The organism is Pseudoalteromonas citrea (genome assembly GCF_000238375.3).
Taxonomy (GTDB): Bacteria; Pseudomonadota; Gammaproteobacteria; order Enterobacterales; family Alteromonadaceae; genus Pseudoalteromonas; species Pseudoalteromonas citrea.
This window is the reverse complement of record NZ_AHBZ03000027.1, coordinates 60,520-83,556: the sequence shown is the minus strand read 5'-3', so window position 1 is coordinate 83,556 and position 23,037 is coordinate 60,520. Positions and strand designations below refer to the sequence as shown.

At 41.0% G+C, this 23,037-nt stretch carries 15 protein-coding genes; 5 read left to right on the top strand and 10 right to left on the bottom strand.

Annotated features, from left to right (window positions below; genetic code table 11):
- Positions 1 to 307: 307 nt before the first annotated feature.
- Complete coding sequence (locus PCIT_RS18605) at positions 308 to 2,479, bottom strand: S9 family peptidase (RefSeq protein ID WP_010365776.1); 2,172 nt, start codon at positions 2,477 to 2,479, stop codon at positions 308 to 310.
- Between the two features lie 236 nt (positions 2,480 to 2,715).
- Here PCIT_RS18605 and PCIT_RS18600 point away from each other — a divergent pair, with 236 nt between their 5' ends.
- Positions 2,716 to 3,189: a nuclear transport factor 2 family protein gene (locus PCIT_RS18600; RefSeq protein ID WP_010365774.1), complete on the top strand. Its 474-nt coding sequence runs from the start codon at positions 2,716 to 2,718 to the stop codon at positions 3,187 to 3,189.
- A 36-nt stretch (positions 3,190 to 3,225) separates the two neighbouring features.
- Here PCIT_RS18600 and PCIT_RS18595 read toward each other — a convergent pair whose 3' ends face one another.
- Positions 3,226 to 3,807 carry a helix-turn-helix domain-containing protein gene (locus PCIT_RS18595; RefSeq protein WP_010365772.1) on the bottom strand — a complete coding sequence of 194 codons (582 nt, stop codon included), beginning with the start codon at positions 3,805 to 3,807 and terminating at the stop codon, positions 3,226 to 3,228.
- A gap of 112 nt (positions 3,808 to 3,919) precedes the next feature.
- Between PCIT_RS18595 and PCIT_RS18590 the strand changes: the two genes are divergently transcribed.
- Entirely contained in the window at positions 3,920 to 4,510 is a 591-nt protein-coding gene (locus tag PCIT_RS18590) for a carboxymuconolactone decarboxylase family protein (protein WP_010365769.1), read from the top strand.
- A 208-nt stretch (positions 4,511 to 4,718) separates the two neighbouring features.
- On the opposite strand, the gene ltaE is transcribed toward PCIT_RS18590, so the two are convergent.
- Positions 4,719 to 5,735, bottom strand: a complete 1,017-nt coding sequence (ltaE, locus tag PCIT_RS18585) for a low-specificity L-threonine aldolase (RefSeq protein WP_010365767.1) — start codon at positions 5,733 to 5,735, stop codon at positions 4,719 to 4,721.
- Between the two features lie 96 nt (positions 5,736 to 5,831).
- On the bottom strand, positions 5,832 to 6,503 hold the full coding sequence (locus tag PCIT_RS18580) for a glutathione S-transferase family protein (RefSeq protein ID WP_010365766.1): 672 nt from the start codon (positions 6,501 to 6,503) through the stop codon (positions 5,832 to 5,834).
- 394 nt (positions 6,504 to 6,897) lie between these two features.
- Between PCIT_RS18580 and PCIT_RS18575 the strand changes: the two genes are divergently transcribed.
- Positions 6,898 to 7,311, top strand: coding sequence for a VOC family protein (locus PCIT_RS18575; protein WP_010365764.1), 414 nt, complete (start codon positions 6,898 to 6,900; stop codon positions 7,309 to 7,311).
- Between the two features lie 69 nt (positions 7,312 to 7,380).
- On the opposite strand, the gene PCIT_RS18570 is transcribed toward PCIT_RS18575, so the two are convergent.
- The 4 genes from PCIT_RS18570 to PCIT_RS18555 form a co-directional block, all read right to left on the bottom strand.
- Positions 7,381 to 8,052 carry a type 1 glutamine amidotransferase domain-containing protein gene (locus PCIT_RS18570; protein WP_010365762.1) on the bottom strand — a complete coding sequence of 224 codons (672 nt, stop codon included), beginning with the start codon at positions 8,050 to 8,052 and terminating at the stop codon, positions 7,381 to 7,383.
- A gap of 152 nt (positions 8,053 to 8,204) precedes the next feature.
- Complete coding sequence (locus PCIT_RS18565; RefSeq protein ID WP_010365760.1) at positions 8,205 to 9,617, bottom strand: alanine/glycine:cation symporter family protein; 1,413 nt, start codon at positions 9,615 to 9,617, stop codon at positions 8,205 to 8,207.
- A 228-nt stretch (positions 9,618 to 9,845) separates the two neighbouring features.
- Entirely contained in the window at positions 9,846 to 10,694 is an 849-nt protein-coding gene (locus PCIT_RS18560) for a DUF417 family protein (protein ID WP_010365758.1), read from the bottom strand.
- Positions 10,695 to 10,801: 107 nt separating this feature from the next.
- Entirely contained in the window at positions 10,802 to 11,458 is a 657-nt protein-coding gene (locus tag PCIT_RS18555) for a GNAT family N-acetyltransferase (protein ID WP_010365757.1), read from the bottom strand.
- A gap of 288 nt (positions 11,459 to 11,746) precedes the next feature.
- Between PCIT_RS18555 and PCIT_RS18550 the strand changes: the two genes are divergently transcribed.
- Positions 11,747 to 13,105: a hypothetical protein gene (locus PCIT_RS18550; RefSeq protein WP_040696085.1), complete on the top strand. Its 1,359-nt coding sequence runs from the start codon at positions 11,747 to 11,749 to the stop codon at positions 13,103 to 13,105.
- A gap of 197 nt (positions 13,106 to 13,302) precedes the next feature.
- A complete protein-coding gene (locus PCIT_RS18545; RefSeq protein WP_010365756.1) occupies positions 13,303 to 21,633 on the top strand; it encodes a tandem-95 repeat protein in 8,331 nt (2,776 codons plus the stop codon).
- 386 nt (positions 21,634 to 22,019) lie between these two features.
- Here the strand turns inward: PCIT_RS18545 and PCIT_RS18540 are convergent, their stop codons facing one another.
- Both PCIT_RS18540 and PCIT_RS18535 read right to left on the bottom strand, forming a co-directional pair.
- Positions 22,020 to 22,271 (bottom strand): DUF2999 family protein, encoded by a 252-nt coding sequence (locus tag PCIT_RS18540; protein WP_010365755.1) that lies wholly within the window; start codon positions 22,269 to 22,271, stop codon positions 22,020 to 22,022.
- A 133-nt stretch (positions 22,272 to 22,404) separates the two neighbouring features.
- Entirely contained in the window at positions 22,405 to 23,031 is a 627-nt protein-coding gene (locus PCIT_RS18535) for a LysE family translocator (RefSeq protein WP_010365754.1), read from the bottom strand.
- Positions 23,032 to 23,037 lie beyond the last annotated feature (6 nt).

Sequence of the window (23,037 nt, the reverse complement as noted above, 5' to 3'; positions counted from 1 at the left end):
ATAACAAGAACTTTAAAATTAAGTATTCATTGTGGGACTTATCCCAATGCCAAAATACCCTAATTACGGGGAAGTACAGAAAATAGGCTCAGCAAAGTATCGGTATGAAAATATTAATAACCAGAAAAAAGAACTAGTTTTATATACAAAAAACACTATTTCTGTAAAGGAAGTAAATATGCAAACCCCTGAGTTGTAAGACATATCATACAAAATAATAGGCTAAAAACACTGTACTTCGATATAAAACGTATCAAGTTATAAAAGTGGTACTTAGTCTATAAGACTAGTACCACTTTTATACATGCTATAACCTGCCGTTAGCTAACTCAATAAAGAAAGCATAATGTAGCGCTCTATCTTTGATGCTTTTATAGCGCCCAGATGCACCACCATGCCCTGCTTGCATATCAACTTTAAATAACAACTTATTGTTATCAGTTTTCTTTTCTCTTAACTTCGCTACCCATTTTGCAGGCTCAAAGTATTGTACCTGAGAATCATGCAACCCCGTTGTCACCAACATATTTGGATAGTCTTGATCCGATACTTGATCATAGGGCGAATAAGAGCGCATGTAATCAAAGTATGTTTTATCATTCGGGTTACCCCATTCATCATATTCATTGGTTGTCAGTGGCAGTGTTTCATCCAACATCGTATTTATCACATCGACAAATGGTACCGCAGCATGTACGCCATGGTATAGTTCTGGTGCTTGGTTTACGACAGCTCCCATAAGCAATCCACCAGCACTTCCTCCTTGCGCGTATACTTTATTTTCATCCGCATAACTTTGTGTAACAAGTGCACGAGTTACATCAACAAAATCATTAAAAGTATTCTTTTTATTTAATTTTTTCCCATCTTCATACCATTGTCGGCCCAACATTTGAGAGCCACGTATATGTGCAATTGCGTAAACAAAACCTCGGTCAAGTAAACTCAGAGAAGCATTTGAGAAGCTCGCATCTTTTGTATATCCATAAGAGCCATAAGCGTATTGTAAAAGAGGGTTAGAGCCATCTTTTTTGAATAACGATTTCTTATAAACCAAAGATACAGGAACCTTAACTCCATCTCTCGCAGTAATAAATAGGCGCTCAGAGGCATAATCATCAGAATTAAAACCACCTAAAACCTGAGTTTCTTTTAACGTCGCTTTTTTATAGTTCTTTAAGTCTACTTCAAAGGTAGTCATCGGCGTCGTCATGCTTGAATAACTCAACCGTACAGCATTATTATTCAGTTCTTGGTTACCTGTTAACCTTACTAAATAGGCTGGATCATTAAATGTTAATTGATGTTCGTGATCATCGGTTAAATCTCGTATCGTGACGTATGACTGACCCATTTTTCGGGTCTGATAAACCAAGTGAGCATCAAATAATACGACACGTTCAAACTTTTCTTTATCATCATGTTCAATCACTGTTTGCCAATTTCTTTTATCTGAAAACTTCGTTTCATGAACTTTCATTAATTTAAAATTAACAGCATTTAAGTTGGTTGAAATATAGAACCAATCGTTTAATTTAGAAACACTGTACTCCAGCCCTTTTTCTCGCGTAATAAAACGCTGAGGCACCGAAATACGGTCATTTGCATCAATTAATGAAACCCCTTTAGACTCAGTACTAGAGTGGTGAATATAAATATATTTACCATCTTTACTCTTACTAATATAAGTATAATAAGTGTTATCTTTCTCTTCGTAGACTAACTCATCAGCACTTTGAGGTTGACCTAAAGTATGTCTAAAAACTTGGTTACCCAACAAAGACACCGGATCTTTTTTTACATAATACAGTGTTTTGTTATCGTTGCCCCACACGATACCGCCTTGCACTCCTTTGAGTTCTTCTTTTAAGTAGCTTCCGGTTGATAAGTCTTTTACTCGAATAGTGTAAATGCGGCGGCTAACCGTATCTTCTGAATATGCTAATAATTTATCATTCGGGCTTACAGAGAAGTCTGCAATATTGTAATAGTCATGGTCTTTAGCATGATCATTCATATTAAATAGTAACGTCGGATCACTCCCCGAAACACTGTTACTCCGATACAAAGATGGATATTCTTGCTCACCTAAGGTTTCGGTGAAATAATAAAATTGACCGTCTTTAACGGGTACCGAACGATTATCTTTAACCATTCTTCCTTTTATTTCATCAAACAATGTACTTTGTAATTGCTCTGTTGGCTTAAGTATAGAATCACTGTACATATTTTCTCGAGTCAAATGCGCAATGACCTTTTCATCACTACGAGAATCGTCTCGTAACCAGTGGTAATCATCACGCATTTCATAACCATGAATTTTTGTTACGTGTGTTACTTTCTCTGCAATGGGGGGGGATATAGTCACTTTTTTAACCGTGGCTTCAACATCAGATGCTTTAGATGATGTATTCTCACAACCGGTTAAAATAACAGCAATGCTAGATGACAATATGCTGGCAAGAAAAAATCTCTTCATATTCCTTTGCTCTTTTTATTTATTCGATGAATTGGCAATATAGCTCAGACTCAGTAAGGTGTCGCTCGTAAATAACGTAAATACGATGAAATAGTCTGAAACTCCGTTGTACACCAACATAATACGTTGGGGTAAAATCAAGACAACTTCATATTCGCGCTTAATTGTTAATTTAATGTATTAGCAAGTACAATAATACCTAACGTTATCAGCTACCAAAATAACCAAGGAGTAAAATGTTTAAAGTACTAGTGACTTTACCTCTCGCTGTTTTTTTACTTGGATGCCAAGTCAATCAACATAACCCAAGCTTGGCTGCAAGCTGTGAAGAGGTACTTATGAAGTATCCACAGTATCGAGATAAAGGACCAATTAGAGACTACCAAGGTCTATTTACGCAAGATGCAACATTTTTAGTACCAAAATTAAATATTGCATTAGAAGGAAATGAAGCGATTGCTGCCAGGGTAAAAACAGCATTAGTAAATAAGAAAAGTATTCATATGATCACGAGTATGGATGTGCAGCCAATGGGAAAAAACATATTCACTAATCGCTCGCATTTCGTTTTATACCTCAAAGATAAAAACAACCACACTGCGCCAACACGTATTTTTAATGGTCGTTATGAAGATGAACTCATAATTGAGTCAAATCAATGTTACATAAAAAAGAGGCATGTGGTCATTGACAGGGTAGATACCCTATAGCTCTAGTTGTAGTAGCTTATAAAAATAGCCTCGGAGCTATTGTGAAGAGGTTCTTTTATACCAGCGAATGACCTCTTTTTGATCTCGCGTAATTGGTTCTCCTTGTGCTTCAATAACTGATGCTGTCTCTGCTAACACTTGCTCTGCTTGCAATTCCAACTTTTCTAGCAATGCTAACAGTGTAGTCTGTTCTTTAGTAGTTAAATTCTCAGTTAAACGTTGAGTTCTTTGCTCAAGGTGTTCTGTTATTTTTTGATAAACGCTCACCCCTACTTCAGTCAATGCAACCCGCTTTACTTTCTGATTTGTTACTCGTTTAACCTCAGCTATATAATTTAGTTTTAATAAACAGTTAATGGCTCTATTCACAGAGTAAGGATCTAGCCGAGACTGATAAGCAATATCAGCAGCATTAATTGGACCATAGGAGCCTATATTTAATAACACCCTAATCTCTCTTGTTTCCAGCTCTGTGAGTTGTTTAATCGCTGCATCTCTATCAATTGCCAATAAGTTACTTGCAACCGCCACCCTATAGGGCAAGTGGTTATATAAATCATATGGATTTGCTATATCTTTGTTTAAAGTAAATGCTGCTTTTCGCATTTTATTACTCATTTAAAACCCTCATACGTTTAAACCATTCACATACTTTGCTTTACAACACCAGCGATGACACGATAGTATTTATGTTGCAAATGCAACATAAATATTTCAACAGGATCTTATCATGGCACTAGTTACACCTCTTTCACAAGATGAAAATCAAGAAGTTAGTGAATTGGCAACATTTTTTAATGAAACCCTTGGGTTTTGCCCAAATAGCGTATTAACCATGCAAATTCGCCCAGCGATAGCAAAAGCCTTTATCACCTTGAATATGGCAGTGATGGAAAATTGCGGTCGAGTCACAGCTGAACAAAAGCGTCTTATTGGCTATATTACCAGTGCTAATACAGGCTGTAGATATTGCGAAGCGCACACTATTTTAGCTGCAAAACGCTATGGGGGATCTGAAGAGCGCCTTCACTCGATTTGGCAATTTCGGGAAAGTACACTTTTTACCGATGCAGAAAAAGCCGCATTTGAGTTTGCCTTGGCTGCATCAAGCGTTCCCAATGCAGTCGACAATGCCATTGAAACTGAACTCAAGAAATACTGGGATGACGGGGAGGTCGTTGAAATATTAGGAGTTATTTCACTATTTGGTTATTTGAACCGTTGGAACGACACAATGGCGACGACTTTAGAAACCAATGCCATTAACGCTGGCAGTACATTCCTTCAACATAACGACTGGCAAATCAGTAAACATCAATAGCGTCTTGATACGCTATATCAAATTTAATATGGCGTATCAATTAACTTTACAGTCTTGTTAATAGCGTGCCCCATTCATCAAAAGACAGTAACCTTAATGATAAAATACCAAGGATAACAAGCAACTATTAAAATAATTACAAACATTTACTCCATCGTTCACTCTATTAAGCCGTGCTTATGAGGTTTACTACAAAATCACGCTCTCTTCATTCGTTTAAATACTGTTCCAACGAATATATCAACGTATCTATACTCATTTTATTGATATCTTTATGCGTCACTAACCTCATGCCTGCGTAGCTCGATGTGAGTAAAATGCCATTCTCTGCGAGCGTTGTGGCAAGGCCATTTAAATTGATCGACTGCGCAACATCTACATACACAATATTCGTGCTAACAGAGTATGCACTGGTATCAAAGCCTTTCACTTCGTTTAGCTGCTCTGCCAAATACTTTGCATTGTCATGATCTTCAGCCAACCGCTCAACATTATTCAATAGCGCATATTGCCCTGCCGCGGCGAGAAAACCAGCTTGACGCATGCCTCCACCAAGCATTTTTCTGATCCGACGCGCTTTAGCGATAAATGCTTTGTCACCCAGTAATAATGATCCAATCGGTGCGCCTAGCCCTTTAGACAAACATACGGTCATTGAGTCAAAGTACTGACTTATTTGCGTAACATCCACACCTAATGCCACGGCCGCATTGTAAACTCTGGCACCGTCTAAATGTAAAATCAGCTGATTCTGTTCACAAAACTGCTGTGCTTTCGCCATGTATTCCAGACTGAGTACTTGACCGCCAATGGTATTTTCGAGGCTCAACAGTTTTGTACGCGCAAAATGAAAATCATCGGCTTTAATTGCTGACTTCAACTTAGTAAAACATAAGCTACCATCGGCTTCATTCTCAATCGGTTGTGGCTGAATCGACCCTAATACCGCAGCGCCGCCCGCTTCATATTTATAATTATGTGCATTTTGTCCGCATAGATATTCATCACCCCGCTCACAATGTGCCATCAACGCCAGTAAATTGGCTTGCGTACCTGAGCTTGTAAAAAGTGCTCCTTCAAAACCATGCCGTTCACTGGCATATTGCTCAAGGGCATTAACCGTTGGATCGTCTCCATAAACATCATCACCCAGCTCGGCCTCGAACATGGCCTTTTTCATCTGAGTGCATGGTCTTGTTACTGTGTCTGAGCGAAAATCTATCATTTTATCGTTCCTTATTTCTTATGAGTCTTCGGTAAAGTCATCAAGGTATATTCCGGGAGTTTCACCTATTCTACTTCGATCATTAACCACATTTTATTAATCAACTAAAGGTGTAAAAGGCCCATTTTTATCGAGTGCTTTTTGATACGCTGGACGGCGCTTTATATCTGCAACAAAGCGGTGAATATTAGGGTAGTCATTGCCCAAATTAACTCTCGCAATAGCAACCTCCATACAATACCCCATCACTATATCAGCCGCAGTAAAAGTATCTCCAGCAAACCACCGAGAGTGCTTTAGAGTCTGTTCAATATGTGAGATTAATTTATTTAAGCGAGGGTTTAAATAACTGCTTTGGACCTTGCCTACCACCACCCGAATGATTGGCCGGATAAATGCCGGAGATTTACTGATCATGCGTTTAAAAATAAGCGACTCGGTGAGCAGAGGCATTAAGCTACCTTGCGCACTATGAAACCAATATAAATAAGAGACTCTATGCTGCTCTGAACCAAGGTTTCTAAGTTCTTCATTATCATACTTCTTAAGTAGATACTCCAAAATGGCATTGCTTTCAGGCAAGATATACTCACCATCAGAAATACAAGGAGATGTGCCCGCAGGGTGAAGCTTCTTAAAGTTGTCGGGGGCTAAAGAGGTTTCTTTGTTTCTGGCATAATGCTCAATATGGTATGGCGCATCAAGTTCTTCTAATAGCCATAATACCCTAAATGATTGAGAGTTTTCTAAATGGTGAACTGTCAGCATACCGAGTCCCTATTCTGGTTATGCAAAGACTCAATGTATCTTTTCATCAGTGATGATACAAGTACATCAATCACGTAATTTATTCATAGCCTGTCACCGACATCGTCATTACTGTGGCGCAAATTAAATACCGCTGGCTAATATTTATTTTGTTTATTAAACAATCACCATAGTGAGTCACCACTCAAAATTGTACTTAGAATAAGCAAGCCTGAACCACCGACATTCACGCATAATTCAAAATGTGCGATTTCAGCTGTGTGTTTATGCTTTACGCTCTTGACCTCAAGTTAACCTAAGGTTTTAAGCTGGGCCTATAAAGTCAATTTAGCTTAATTGAAATACGTGAGCTTTGGCTATTTAAAATAATAAACACCTGAAATAAGGAAACATCATGTATTTAGAGCATATTAATTTAGTCGTCAGTCACCTGCCCCGCGCTTTAACTTTTTATCAAGCCGCATTTCCTCATTGGAAAATCAGATGTTCAGGATCAGACAGCTGGAATGGTCGAGCGAGAAATTGGTTGCATTTTGGTGACGACAATCAATATATTGCATTAAGCGATCACGGTACGGACCCTGCTCGTGACCTAAGCGGTTATCAAATAGGGTTAGCGCACTTTGGCTATGTCGTAAACAACCTAGCTAGCCTCATAAATCGGATGAATGCCGCAGGGTTTAATGCCGATATGGGCAGTAACACTCATCCATATCGAAAAAATGCATACTTCATAGACCCCGATGGCTTTGAAGTCGAATTTATAGAATACAACAGCGATTTACCTGCTGAGCGAAACAGTGACTAATATTTTTAGGAAAGATTATGCCAAAGGTCGGTCTTTTAGTCCTGACCTCTGACATATCAATTACTTAATTTACGCTAAATATTTAACTAAAGCTTCACCCACAGCCTGAGCGCTTGCGGGGTTTTGACCCGTAATTACTCGCTTGTCTTCAACCACAAATGACTGCCATGGCTGCTTTTTGCTGTATTGCACTGCTTTTCGAGCCAATGCATCTTCAAGTAAGAAAGGAATGTCATTAATGGTGCCAAAGTCTACTTCTTCTTCTCGCGTAAACCCAGTGACTGACACTGACGATAACAGCAATTCACCATTACTCAATTTAATCGGTAACAGCCCTGCTGGTCCATGACATACCGCAGCAATCACCCCGCCATTCTCGTAATGCTGAGCACTCAAAGCCGCAACCGTGATATCTTCGAATAAATCATTTAAAAGCCCAAAACCACCTGGATAAAAAACAGCATCATAGTCATCAATGCTAACGGAAGCCGCAAGTAGTGTGTTTTCAACTTTACTCACAAAGCCAGAGTGACCTAGCACTGATTGATTCACTTCATCACCATCAGGCTCAGTGCCATATAAAGGCGCTTTTCCACCCAGTATTGACGCTATATCATAATCAATTCCCGCACCATTTAGCACATTTACAACATGAGTAAGTTCAGGGGCATACGTACCATTTGCTTGATCAGTGCTGCCAAGTGTTGCGTGATTTGTTACAAATATGATTACTTTTTTCATTGCTCTCTCGAAGTTTGTGTTGTTGCCTTTGTGCTAGCAAGTGTAGTCGAAAATTAGCATTCAATAATATAGCGTAAACGCAAAGCACTTTTGCCATACAGCAACAATCAAAGCACCTTATACATAATGATGGCTATTTTTGTGCTAAAGCATTACTTATGTGACCAAATACCGGATGCACATTGACCTTGAACTCGCGTCACAGAGTCATTAAATGTCGGTTCCCTCCCTTGTGCTCTTTGCGCATGATAATCTTTGTTGAGTGCAATCACTGTTGGTGTGAGTTGTACAATGGCAAAGATATTCACCAAGGTCATCAAGCCTAATGCCATATCTGCAAGGCTCCATACTTCTTTTAATGTTGCGGTTGCCCCCCACAACATCATGAGTAAATACAAAGAGGTATACAGCCCTCTACCTAGTTTATTATCAAGCTTAAATAAATGTAAATTACTCTCAGCGTAGGCAAAATTAGCAACCACCGACGTAAATGCAAACAATGTGATTGCCGCTGCCACAAAATACACCCCACCAGCTGCAAGGTGTGCAGTCATCGCAGTTTGTGTCAATCGTATGCCTTCCATTTCACCCGAGATATTAATATCAGCCAGTAAAATGATCACTGCCGTGCAGCTACACAAAACAATGGTGTCTAAAAATACCCCGAGCATTTGAATGTACCCTTGGGTAACTGGGTGGTTAGGAACAGGGCTTGCGCTACCTGATGCATGGGGCACACTGCCCGCGCCCGCTTCATTTGAATATAAACCACGCTGTATGCCATTTTTTATTGCAGCCCCCATAGCACCTGCTCCCGCTTCTTGTAAGCCAAATGCAGACATGAGAATCTCTTTGAGCATCGCTGGCACAGCGTTTAAATTAATTAACGTGATCACCACCGCCACCAACACAAATAAGATCCCCATAACTGGCACTACTCGCTCTGCAAATCGCGCTATAGACTTCAACCCCCCAAGAATGATTGAGCCTGCTAATATAGTGATCACAATACCTGAGTAGAGTTCAGGTATATCAAAGGCAAAACGCAGTGCATCGGTTATGGTATTGGTTTGCATGGCACTGAAACTAAACCCGTATCCCAAGAATAAGCAGACCGCAAACGTCACTGCCAACCAAGGTTTATTAAGGCCAAGTTGAATATAATAAGCAGGGCCACCTCTAAACTCCCCTTGGTTGTTCTTTATTTTATATACTTGCCCCAAGACACTTTCTGCAAACCCTGTAGCCATACCTAATATGGCAATCACCCACATCCAAAAAATAGCCCCACTACCACCTAACGAGATAGCCACAGCCACACCCGCTAAGTTACCAGTACCAACCCGTGCCGAAAGGCCAGTACATAGCGCTTGAAAAGAACTTATCGTCTCTTTATCGGCTTTGTTACTGCCCTTAAGTAAAGTAAACATATGTGAAAAGTGACGTAGTTGGATGACATTCAATTTGTATGAAAACCATATTCCGGCAAACAGTAAAATATAGATAAGTAACTGACCACGGCCCCATAACAACGCATTAATAGTTCCCACTACCTCTTCAAACATCATTCACCCCATATAAATGCATATGCAAGCATCAGCGTAATTCGCAGTTTAATTTACACCACCATAACAAAATTATTGGTTATATACAGTACAACCTTAGGTAAGGGGGTGAGCAACTATTACAAACTTTATAAAGGAGGTAGTGTGAGTACGCCATGTTCAAGACAGTATGAACATGGCAGGTAAACATAATGTGTTTCGCCAATTATGGGATAACAGTAATTGCGATTACTCTAAAGACTCGTTGCCAATAGTAGCGCCATAGTGAACAATCACGGCAAGGTTACCAAAGAACCATAAATCTTTGATCACAAACTGTCCAAGCGAAGTAATGATGGTATCAGTACTAAAGGCATTGTTTGCCGTAAACAAAAAGGTTTGCGTCATAGCAAAAACAGCCCCAGCACCCACGACTGCAACCAAGCCAAGGCGTGGCATTTTTTGCCAAATCGCAAATCCCAATAGGCTCGTAAATAAAATATCATAAACCCCAATTGCATTGGATGCGCCCTGCACTGAAAACACCACATACAACCATGACATAAATGGGGAAGTATCAACTAAAGAGACAATACCATTAGCTTCAAACTCAAAAAATTTCATGCCGCCAATCCAATACATTACCAATGCAACAGGGATAAAATTAACTAAAGCATGCTGACGAAGGCTGAATCTGTTATAGCGGCTTAAATAAATGGCCAATGGTATTAATGCAGCATACTTGATGATACCTTGTCCAGAGCCAATAATCGGAAAGCCACCCAACTGTGTCATCCAGCGAGTTTCACTTATCAATGTCAAAAGTGGCATAACAGCTATAAATAGAAGTGCGATAAGTAATACATCATTAAATGCAGGTTCACGCGCGGCGAGTATCACAATGAGGCCAGCCGCTAAAAAAGTTATACCAGCCAAGATCCCCAGTAACGGAGTATCTACCCATTCGGTAATTAAATAAAAACTGAATGTGTTGGAAATGCTATTTGCATTGCCCCCCAAAAAAAATGACAGCCCCAACAGTAAAAAACTGACCAATAGGGAGCCGTGAATAATATGATTGGTGTGATTTTGCGTCATTGTACATCTCAGTATCTAATTAATAACCACTAGACCGAGAGAGTGACAATAATCATTCAATTAAATCACGCATATAAAAATACTAAGACGCAAATATAACTTAATACCTAACCAAGCGCAGTCATACTGTTCAAAGGGGTTGAACGTTGTGCCCAGCTTTGGTAAGCATTACTCAATGATTTTATCCAAAACATTAACGGCTTGGCTGTTTCATGATCGTCACCATGCTCCTGCCAGTCCATGATACAAATATGGTTTGCTAATGGTTTATACCCAAAGTGCTGCCACATACCATCTAACGGGCGATACGCGCTGGGCCTTTTCAAATGATTTGCTTCACGGACAACAGTGGCAAGCGCAATATACGTATAAGTACATAGCTGACTGACATACTGCTCAGCCAACTTAAACAGTTTACTGGCATACCCATTGCCTCGATATACTGGGTACATTAATACTTCGCTAAAATAAAACGTCGATGTAAGCGGGTACATACTATTAATAAATGGCCGCATTACAGCTGGCTGCTCGTGGGCTAAAGGTAACCCTGTCAAAGCCCCAACAATCTCGCCTTTATCTTTCATGACCACCATAAAACTTTGCTTAGTGTTCGCAAACTTACGAAGGTATTCAACTTCATAACTCACAGACCCATCATACAAATACGGGTATTCTGCAAAGATGTCGATCCTTAGCCGTGCAATTTCATCAATTGCTTCGGTAATGTCATTGCCTGTCAATACGTCGAATGTATGCTGTGTCATAACGAGTTACTCTGGTGATTTTTAGTCATGATAGAACCCAAATGTGGAAGGACTATGGACTCAGCTTCATCAGTGCCGTTTTAACCTGAATTTTGTCCAAACAATTGAGTTTTACTGCAGCTGAATAAACACACATATGCATTTTTTCATTTTCACCTCGCGTAAAATCATTAGATAAACGTGTATTAATTCAATTAAGGCAAGACCTTACTACTATTGAATGAAACAGGACATTTGGGGTACAATCTGTACCGTTATAATGGAATTTAACTTTTCAAAGGATATGAGATGAAACTGCTCCCACTTGTGTGTGCAATAAGTACTGCCTGTTTATTAACTGCCTGTGGCGGTTCGTCAAGTAGTAATGGTAATGTAGCCACCACTAATACATCTGCTAACACGCCTACCAACACAGTTACCCCCCCACCAACACCCGTGTCTGAATATGACGTTAGTTTTACTTCTGTTATTGAAAATGACTGCGGTATTACGCCTATCGCAAGTAGCTTAATTTTTCATGACCAACAAGGCCAGGCGATCGAAGCGCCAATCATTAAGCAAGACGGTCAGTTTCAACACAATGTACCTGACAACACCCACTATATTTCAATCATTGCGACGCAAACAGATAACCGTAACCAAAAGCAAACTGAAATCATTACAATCAATAATGTGGACGATATTTCGAGTGATCTAGCATTGGGCACTGTGACCTTTAAAGGTTATCAAAGCTGTAGCTGTGACGCTGTGAATTTTGATTTTAGTGAACTGGCAGCCACAAATCCGGGTTACACCGTCACTGGGTTTTCTGACAATGTCGTTTTAGCAAATAACCCGAGTACCTTAGCGCTGTGTGCCAACTCTCTCCAAGAGAAACTTTTATTTATTAAAAATGAAACTACTGGGGATGTACGCGGCGGGCTGTTTTCACTCACTGAACCCAAGACTATTGTATTAACCGATACCGACTTCCCTACAGCTGGGGTTGTAGTAAATACAGCGCAACACGCTCAAACTAACGAATACGTTATTATATCAGCCAGCACTTCAGAGCTTTTATCACGAGAGCAATCTCGATACGCACGATTCTCCTATACGCCACTGTATATTTTCCCAGATATTGTTGAACAGAGTTACATCACCTCATATTTAGAGCAAACCTCATCTCAAGCGGGCATATCCGTCACGATTGCATCATTTGTCACGAATACAATTGATGATACTGGCACCTTTAACACACTTTCCCACATTCAAGGCTCTCATGAACTGGCCGCAGCATTTGCTGAATTTGGTAACTCATTTAATGACACCTCACGATCTGTAATATATGACTTTGGTAATGCTGATCAAAGAATAAATGAAGTCACGGTTACCCTAAGGTGGCAAGACCAATTTAATGGTAATGTCAGCTGGGCAGTCAGGGGCAAAACCCAGGCAAACATTGCCGCCGATTTATCATTTGGCAACTACCTCAATGAAAGTACCGCACAACTCAGTAACCCGTCACTGAGCGTGACACTCGCCGCTCACCAATTTAACGGTGATTTTGCCACACTACAAAGGCTAAGAACCGAACCGCTATCCAGCAATGAAATAAGAGACTTGCTCGCACAGTCAGCCTTTTTAAACATTACAGCTGATCAGTAACGCAAAAACAATCGAGCGAACGCTTACAAAGCACGCTAGGCATGGCAACTTACTTCATTAAAGTTGTTATGCCTTTTTGCATATAAATAATAAAAAGTGTAAAGAATTTAGTGCATTGCACTCACCATTTTTGATTTAACACCATGGAGTACTGATTTAATCACCCAGTACACATTAAAGTAATAGAAAGGACTATTATGACTATAAAACGACGGGAGTGGATAGCAGCTCTATTTACTCGACCCTACGCATTTACTCATGCGAGAACAAAAAATAAAGTGGGTACCACTATATCGACTTTTTTGGCAGCTCTGAGTATGCTTTTTTTTGTACAATCAGCGAAAGCGATAGAATGTAGCAATGTATATGCTGAGGGGTTGCAACTTCGGTGCGCTAATTATTCGATGGTTAATGATGACGTTTTTAGTGTGATATACCATCAAACAGATTCCTCTTCTAACACAGCTCAATTAGTCTATGTTAGTAACCCGGGTTATATCGTTGAGGAAGTCCCTCAATACGTTACCAAAGGTGAGACGTATACCTTTACTAATAACTTATCCACTCAGTCTCCAAAACAAACTATTACAGTTACGTGGAGTGAAGGGAACTCCTATGGCTTTGATTCACCGACTTTAAGTCATAATCCAAATACCAACGGCGAATTCCATTTAAGTAGTAATCAATTACATATAGATGATTATCAAGGCCTCTACGTTATCAGTGAGGATCCCTATCATAGTATAAGGCTCGAAGACAACGCATACGATAATCACCTATTTAAATTAGAGTATGGCTCACGTATCCGATTCAATGATCAACCAAATATCACACTTGGAGAGTATAAAATTAGTGTTACATTAGAGAATCAGAATGATCCCTCTCTCAGTGTAACAAAGCAATTTAACATTGAAGTAGTTGATCATGTGACCCTCTCTGATCGCCCTAAGAGCAGCGTCTATCAAAACCAAATGTATAGTTTTAACCCAACAATTAGACACTCAGATCACCTTGACCCAAACGAATACAGTTTTCATATTGAAAACAAACCTACTTGGGCCACGTTTGATACCAGCATGGGGATGTTACAAGGTACTCCCACTGAAGATGATCTCGGTACTACTGAAGAGATCCATATTTATGTTACCGATGGTAAAGCCCGTTATTTAGTCGAGCCTTTTTCAATCACTGTGCTCCCATTTAATTACTCGCAAAAAGTCAATTACATGGCACCATATAGCCTTTATACTGGTAGGAACTTTTCGCTGTTTCCACATTATATCGAAAATACAGACAACGACCCTTTAACATATCAATTAATAAAAGCGCCACAATGGCTGAAAATTAACCCAACCTCTGGCGAACTGTTTGGTATTCCTGAGGTGCATAGCGACACAGACTTACTTGAATCAACTTTGGTTGAGGTAACTATTGCAGTGTCTGACGGTGACAATACCTACCAAACATCTCTCCCACTCTATATTACCAAACTAGATGATGCAGAACTCATACTACCGTTAACAGGCGATCTCTCTTATTCGTCAGGCATGTACGGCTTTAACGTAGATGAAAACGATGGGCTACTAAGTCATTTTAACATCAGCAATGAGCTAAAAGATCGACTTTCAGTCTCAGTTATCAATATTGACCTCCTCTGTCAGAACCATGGTCTTTACGTCAGCAGTAATGGGGCATTTACTTTGAACAACAACTATAGCAACACGCCAACGTGTCAATTTCAGTTTATTGTTCAAGGCTTTAGTCAAGCATCAAAAGTGCATACCGCGAATCTTACTTTTTCCCCTGATTTAGTATCGCCAACCATTAACTGGGATAGAGCTTTTATAGAGGAAGACCAAACAACAACCATAGATGTCCTTGCCAATGACGTTATAGGTGATAAATCTTCGGCGAAAAGTACATTAAAAATAACTTCGGCACCTAAGTTAGGTGATGCAGAGGTGATTGATGGCCAGATCAAATATACTCCACACCCAAATATGTTTGGCCAAGACACCTTAAGCTATAGTTTTGATAGTCCATATCATGGTGTCACTGGTCCAGTAACTATTGATATCAATTTCAATAACGACGTACCGACAGTGGCGCCTCATACAGCTCAATTAATTGAAGATAACGTATCACAATCAATTTCATTACGTGCTTTAACTTCTGACATAGAAGACGGCGTACCCGCAGGTGCTATTAGTATTATCAGTTCGCCAACAAAAGGCGCTATGAGCTTTAACTTACAAGATGAGTCTATTGTTTACACGCCAAGAGCAAATGAAACCGGTATTGATACACTTTCATTCACAGTAACAGATAACTTTGGTGCCGTATCTGAGCCTGGTATTATCACATTTGATATCGAGGCCGTTAATGATACACCCATCGCCCAAAACGATACGTTAACCACACTTGAAGATACGGTTAAAGAACTCAATATTTTAGAAAACGACTCTGATATTGAAGATGAAACGTTTACTGCCGAAAACATCACCCTTGAAGATCAAGGCCAAGGTGCTGGCATCTATCCGCTTGCGAATGTAACCGTCACTCCTGCGGGCAACCTCTCGGTTAACCCAACACCTAATGCAAGTGGCGCATTTTCATTTACCTATATGGTCACTGATAGTGGTGGTAATACCTCACAACCCGCCACCGTCAATGTACTCATTGAGTCAGTAAATGACGAACCAAGCGCAGACTCTAAAAAAGTCGACGCCATTGAAGAACAACCAATAGCCATAACGTTAACAGCGAGCGACATCGAGCAATCTCCTTTAACATACAAAATTATGTCTGTACCCCAAAGTGGCAAAATAACTATTATTAATGATGTGGTGACTTATACTGGAAACTTGAACTTCTCAGGTGCTGATAGCTTTACCTACGCGGCATTTGACCAAACCTCATGGTCAACACCAGCCACCATTAATATCAACGTTGCCAATGTTCAAGATTTACCATTAATTTCTGGCTCACCAGCAACCAATGTAAAACAAGATCAACTGTATGACTTTACACCTACAGCCAGCGATGTGGATAACGATGGGTTAAGCTTCACTATTAATAATAATATGCCTTCTTGGCTAAGCTTTAATGCCTCAACAGGTCAGCTAGTAGGGACACCGAGCAATGATGATGTCAATACATACACAAATATTGCAATTAAGGTGTTTGACGGCACTGGATATACTGCGCTAACTCCATTTTCAATAGAAGTTATTAACGTCAATGATGCCCCATCGCTTACTGGTACTCCTTTACTCGAAGTCGAGCAAAACAATCTATATCACTTCGCACCGACATTAACAGACCCAGACCTTGAAGACAGACACACTTTTTCAATAAAAAATAAACCAACTTGGCTCACCTTTGATGAAGCCTCTGGCGCGCTGACGGGTATGACTGCCGATAAAGATGTAGGTACTTACGAAAACATCATCATCAGTGTCAAAGATAATGTAGCAGATAGCCTGTCAGTGAGCTTGGCACCGTTTAGTATTACAGTTATTAACAGCCCTGACATTCCCTCAGCTGAACCTTTTCAATTTACATTGAATGAAGGCGAAGCACTAAGCATTGGGAAAGTAAACGGTTTGCTTAGTACTGCCACTGATGTAGATTTAGACTCTGGCGATACACTTATTGCAATATTAAGAGACTCTGTAAAGTACGGTACGCTTACTCTCAATGAAAGCGGTGCATTTATCTATGAACATGATGGGTCTGAAACACTCGAAGATACATTTACATATCGTGTTAAAGACAGTACAGATCTTGTATCAACAACTCAAACCGTGACACTGACGATTAACCCTGTTGATGATGCGCCAATAGCTAAAAATGATGAGACGAGCACACAAGAAGATACGCCCGTTACCTTCTCTCTTATTGACAATGATACTGATGCAGAACAAAAGCTTGTCGCGGCTTCTACCATACTTGTGACTGAGCCTAAATTTGGCGCAGTGTCTATCACCAATGGTATTGCCACCTACACGCCAAATGAACACGCTAATGGCCCTGATTCATTTACTTACACAGTGTCTGATTCAACCCCATTAACCTCTGAACCTGCCACGGTCAACATTGCAGTTTCCGCTGTGAACGATGCACCAAAAGCAGTCAACATCTCTAAAGTGACGAATGAAGATACAGACTTAGTCATCTCGATAGACGATATTCGCACCCAAGCAAGCGACATCGAAGACACCAATCCAACAGGTGACATTAAACTTACCTCTGAGCCGATACATGGTGTAGTGACTCTAAGCCAAGCTGATGGCACATTAACTTACATACCTAATCTTAATGTGGTAGCGACCGACACCTTTAAATACACCATTGCCGACAGCAACGGGGAAGTGTCTAACGAAGCGATAATTAGCATCAACATTGGCGCAATTAATGACCGACCAATTGTTGAAAATGATAGTGCACAAACCGATGAAGATACCTCATTGACGTTAGACATATTACATAATGACTCTGATGTTGAAGACCAAGGTTTTAATGGGGCAAACATTACCCTAGAAGACCAAGGCAATGGGGAAGGCGTGTTTGACCTTGCTAGTGTTACCGTTAATGCCGATGGGCAGCTACATATAGCACCCGCTAAAGATGCCGTTGGAGAACTGACCTTTACCTATGTACTAACAGATAGTGAAGCTTTAGCATCGATACCTGCCACAGTGAATGTGACTATTAAGCCAGTTAATGACGCACCAGTGGCTGAAAACAACACTGCAAAAGTTCAAGAAGATGGGTCATTTGAAATTAACATTTTAGGCAATGATACTGACGTAGATGCGAATGATAAGTTAGATATCGACAGTGTCACGCTGGTCGATGTGGCTGAATATGGTACGGTGAGCATATCTGAGGCCGGGACCGCGACCTACACACCCAATGAAAACTTCTCAGGCACTGACAGTTTTACTTATACAGTAAAAGATATCGCTGGCGCCATTTCAAATAAAGCAGAGGTGTTGGTAACCGTTGAAGCGGTGAATGATGCCCCAGTAGCAACACCAAGTGCAACGACAGTGGCCGAAGACGGTCGTATCGACATTACACTAACAGGAACAGACATTGAAAAGTCGGCGCTAACTTACAAAATTAGCACAACACCTAGTAATGGTGTACTCACACCAGTAAGCGGTGTGGTTTGGTCATATACACCAACAGCAAACTTTAATGGCACTGACAGCATTGCATTTATCGCCAATGACGGAGAGTTAGACTCGGAAGCGGCACAAATAGCAATCACAGTCACTGCAGTAAATGATGCACCCAATGCACAAAATGTGTCAGCAACAACAGATGAAGAGACTTCAGTATTTGTGGGGTTAAATGGCAGTGATATTGATGGTGACAACGTCAGCTTTATTATTACCAATCAACCAAGCAATGGCACTGCAACACTGTCTGGTGGACAAGTAAACTACACACCAAATGATGACTTTACTGGTACAGATAGTTTTAGTTATCAAGCAAATGATGGTTCGCTCACATCACAAACGGCTGTTGCAGATATTCAAGTGAATAACGTCAATGATGCGCCAAGTATCGCAGGTACACCTGCGACCACTATACGTCAGGGCAATACTTATACCTTTACACCAAGTGCAACCGATATCGATAGCACGCAGTTCAGCTACACAATAGCCAATAAACCGACATGGGCTAATTTTGATAGCACAACGGGTACTTTATCAGGCACCCCTGCTCGCGATGATGTAGGTATTAGCAACAACATTGTTATCACAGTCAGTGATCAAGAGCTCAGCGCTTCTTTACCAGCCTTTGACATTGAGGTGAGCTTTACCAATACACCGCCACGCGCACAAGCACAAACCATATCGGTACAAGAAGATGGGACCACGAGCTTTATCCCCACGATTAACGATATCGACGGTGATACGTTAAGTGTAGAACTTGTTACTCAACCAAATGCTGGTACTGCGTCTGTGCAAGGCAATACCCTGACATATACGCCTAATGCCAACTACAACGGAGCCGATGCACTTACCTACATCGTTGATGATGGTAGCGAGCAATCTTCTGAAACTCGCATTGCAATTAATGTTGTCTCTGTGAACGATATGCCACAGGCAAACCCTGATACATTCACATTTGACGGCAACGATGCCAATCGCTACGTACTTGATGTGTTAAGTAACGATACTGACCTCGATGAGCAACCACTTACCATTGTTGGTGCGCAAGCATCTATTGGTAGTGTGACGGTTGAAAACAATCAGCTGGTATATCAAGCACCAACCCAAGCTTCTACCACGGTGACGATTAACTATGTAATTGCAGATCCTGAGCAAGCACGCAGTGCATCAAGCGCCACGTTAAGTATTATCTCACTGCAAACAGGCCTGCCAGAAATCACCGCACCAGCTGATACTTCAGTGAATGCAACAGGCTTATTCACAAAAGTTGAACTCGGCGTAGCTACCGCGACCGACAGTCAAGGCAATACGCTTGCTGTATCACTGGTCGACAACACCCGTATATTTGCGCCAGGCAACCACCTTGTTTATTGGCAAACCCAAGACAGCCAAGAACGCATAGCTATGGCATCGCATACGGTAACGGTGAACCCGCTAGTATCGATAGATCAAGGCTTTACTGTCAGTGAAGGCAGTAGTAACACCGTCACTGTTCAGCTAAATGGTGATGCCCCTAGCTACCCGGTAACCATACCGTATACAGTATCTGGCTCTGCGACTGCCGCAGACCACACTTTAGAAAGTGGCGAGGTCATTATTACCTCAGGCCGTTCTGGCTCAATCACATTCGAGGTGATCCAAGACGCTCAGCAAGAAACAGGCGAGGCAATCATTATTACACTTGGTAATGAAGTGAATGCTGATACATCAAGCAATATCGCTACAATATCTATAGAAGAAGGCAATATCGCCCCGCAGATCTCCACCACAATCACCCAACAAGGTGAAAACCGTACGCTTGTCGCTGCTGACCAAGGTGAGGTTACACTCTTAGCGACTGTGTCGGATGCGAACAGTAATGATCAATTACAAGTGTCATGGACAAGTGCAGATCCTCGTATAAGCAATACCAGTGCAACAGATACAGCGTTTACCTTCTCGCCAGCTCAGTTACCTGCGGGTATTTATAGTATTACTGCTAGCGTGACCGATAATGCAACTCCAGCACTTAGTGCGTCTCAAGAAGTCTATATTGAGGTTATTGCACAACTGGCAGCATTAACATCACAAGACAGCGATGGTGATTTGATCCCCGACAATGAAGAAGGCTATGCCGACTCAGATGGTGACGGGATCCCTGACTATCAAGATGCAATCTCACAACCTAACGTATTACAAGGTAGTGCAGGTAATTCGACGGGTCACTTGATTGAAGCTCAAGCAGGTACATCGTTACGTAAAGGCACGTCTGTGGCACAAAATAGTTCAGGTGGTGCGCAATTGCTAAGCTCTGAATTACCAAGTGATGATACAGCGCAAAACGTGGGTGGCCTTTATGACTTCATTGCCTCAGGGTTAATGAATGCTGGAGATACCTTTACTATCGTATTGCCTCAGTATGAGCAGGTGCCTTTAAATGCTGTTTATCGTAAGTACAAAAATGGCGAATGGGTTAACTTCTCACTAGGTGGCGGCAACAAAGTAATGTCAGCGCAGGGTGAGTCAGGTTATTGTCCAGCAGCAAATAGCAGTCAATGGCGTGACGGACTTAATGCAGGAGACTGGTGTATTAAGCTACAAATCGTTGATGGTGGCCCTAACGATGATGATGGTATTGCTAACAAAACAGTTGTAGATCCAAGTGGTATGGCTATTGTGTTAAACGGAAATACGTTACCTGTAACGATAGACGACACCTTCACAGTTAAAGCGGGTAATCGTATGCAACTTAATGTATTACACAATGACACAGATGCTGACGGAGATACTCTGTCTGTTGTGAACGCAACATCTGACATCGGTACCATAGAACTTGAGGGTGGCCTTGTTTACTTCACAGCTCCAGAGAATTTATCTGGCACTGCACAGGTAACTTATATGATTGCCGATACACAAGGTGGGTCAGCAAGTGGTCATGCTGCTATAACCATTACGACCAACACAGCGCCACAAACGGTAAATGATGCAGCAGCTGCACTCGATACGCAAACACTCGACATTGACGTGCTCTCTAATGATCAAGATAGTGATGGTGATGTGCTAACCATCATCGAAGCAACTGTTGATGAAGGTAGTGTAAGCATTACGGATAACAGCACCTTACGCTATACACCAGATGTTGGTTTCTCTGGTATTGCCACAATTCAATACACAATCTCTGACAGTGATGGCGCAAGTGATGTGGGTCAAGTTGCAGTAACCGTTACGCTAGATAGTGCTACGACTGTGACGCCAACACCAACCCCGACACCAGATAAAAAATCATCAGGTACCTTTGGCTTATTAATGTTATTGCTTATTTTAGGAGGCGTTATTAGACGCTACAAATATAAAGTTTAAACATTAAATAAAGCATGACAAAAACGTCACCTAAAAAGCCAGCAACTTGCTGGCTTTTTTATACTTTAAGATACGCTATCGATACAAGTAATGTATTTGCTCTTAAATTATTAAGCCACAATACTCCATTAAATCCAGCATAATGTATCGTCACAAGAAACACTCACAACTATATGCTCAAATAAAACCGGATCTAGGGTGTATATGAAGTTATAACTTGTAAAGTTATATAAAGATTACGAAATAGTATGCTGCGGTATTTAAAGAGCAATAGGCCCAGACTAGCTGATTACTTGGCTGAAAAAAGTGATCTAAAATAAACACGGTAGCTCAGCTACAAGTCAAAGCCATAAAACTGGCAATGACTCACAGCTTTGAGGCAGGACTTATTGCTTTAATTTGGCTTTTGCTTCTTCTACTTTTGAAAAGTCTAAGCCTAGCTCTTCAACAGCTTCTTTAATCAGTGCAGGGTTTTGCATGACTAGGCCCATAAGTTGTTGCAGTTTGTCTTGTGGGATCCCTAGCTGTGACACCACGCCCATTGCCATTAAAGGGTTTTCTGTTAACGTTTGGAATAGCTCGCTTATCTGAGCGTCGCTGATATTGTGTTCTTTTAAAATCGCAAGAATTGGGTTCATTAAACTACCTTTTAGAAAGTCAGGGGATAAAGCAAAGCTTATCACTATTTTTGCAAGTCCCGAAGTCACTCGCTGTACCGTAAGCTATAAATAGTGATAAATACCGCTAATTCAAGAGCAAATACACAAAGAGTTACTTTTGTGGCATCAAAGCCACAGCCAAGCCTGATGAAACAAAGGTTAACCCAGCGCCAATATTCAGCTTATCGACAAAACGGGGCTTTGTGTGTAACCATTGGCTTAACCGAGAAGCAAAAACCCCCATAAGCGTAAAGCCAAGTGCAGTCAAAAAAGCAAACCATACGCCGTACCCAACCATTTGTGCGGTGACAGAGCCTAACTCAGGGTTAACAAACTGTGGAATAAATGCCAAAACAAATAACCCTGGTTTCGGGTTAAGCGCCGCGGATAAAAACCCAGTTAAAAATATAGCGCGTAATGGTTGGCGAGCAACAGGATTAAGCGTGAACAACCCTTTACTGCGAAGCACCTTTACCCCAAGCCAGATCAAATACGCAGCACCGATTGTTTTAACGATGTAAAATGCAAGCGTTGAAGTTTGCAATAAAACCGTTAACCCGAGCGTCGCTGCCAATACATGAAACAAAATACCAGTCCCCGATGCAGAACCTGACACCAAGGCAGCACGCTTCCCTTGGCTCAGCCCTCTGCCAATAGCCAGTAAATTATCAGGCCCTGGAGAGCAAACAAGTACCATACAAGCCACTGTGAATGCTAAAAACACCTCGAATGGAAACATAATACA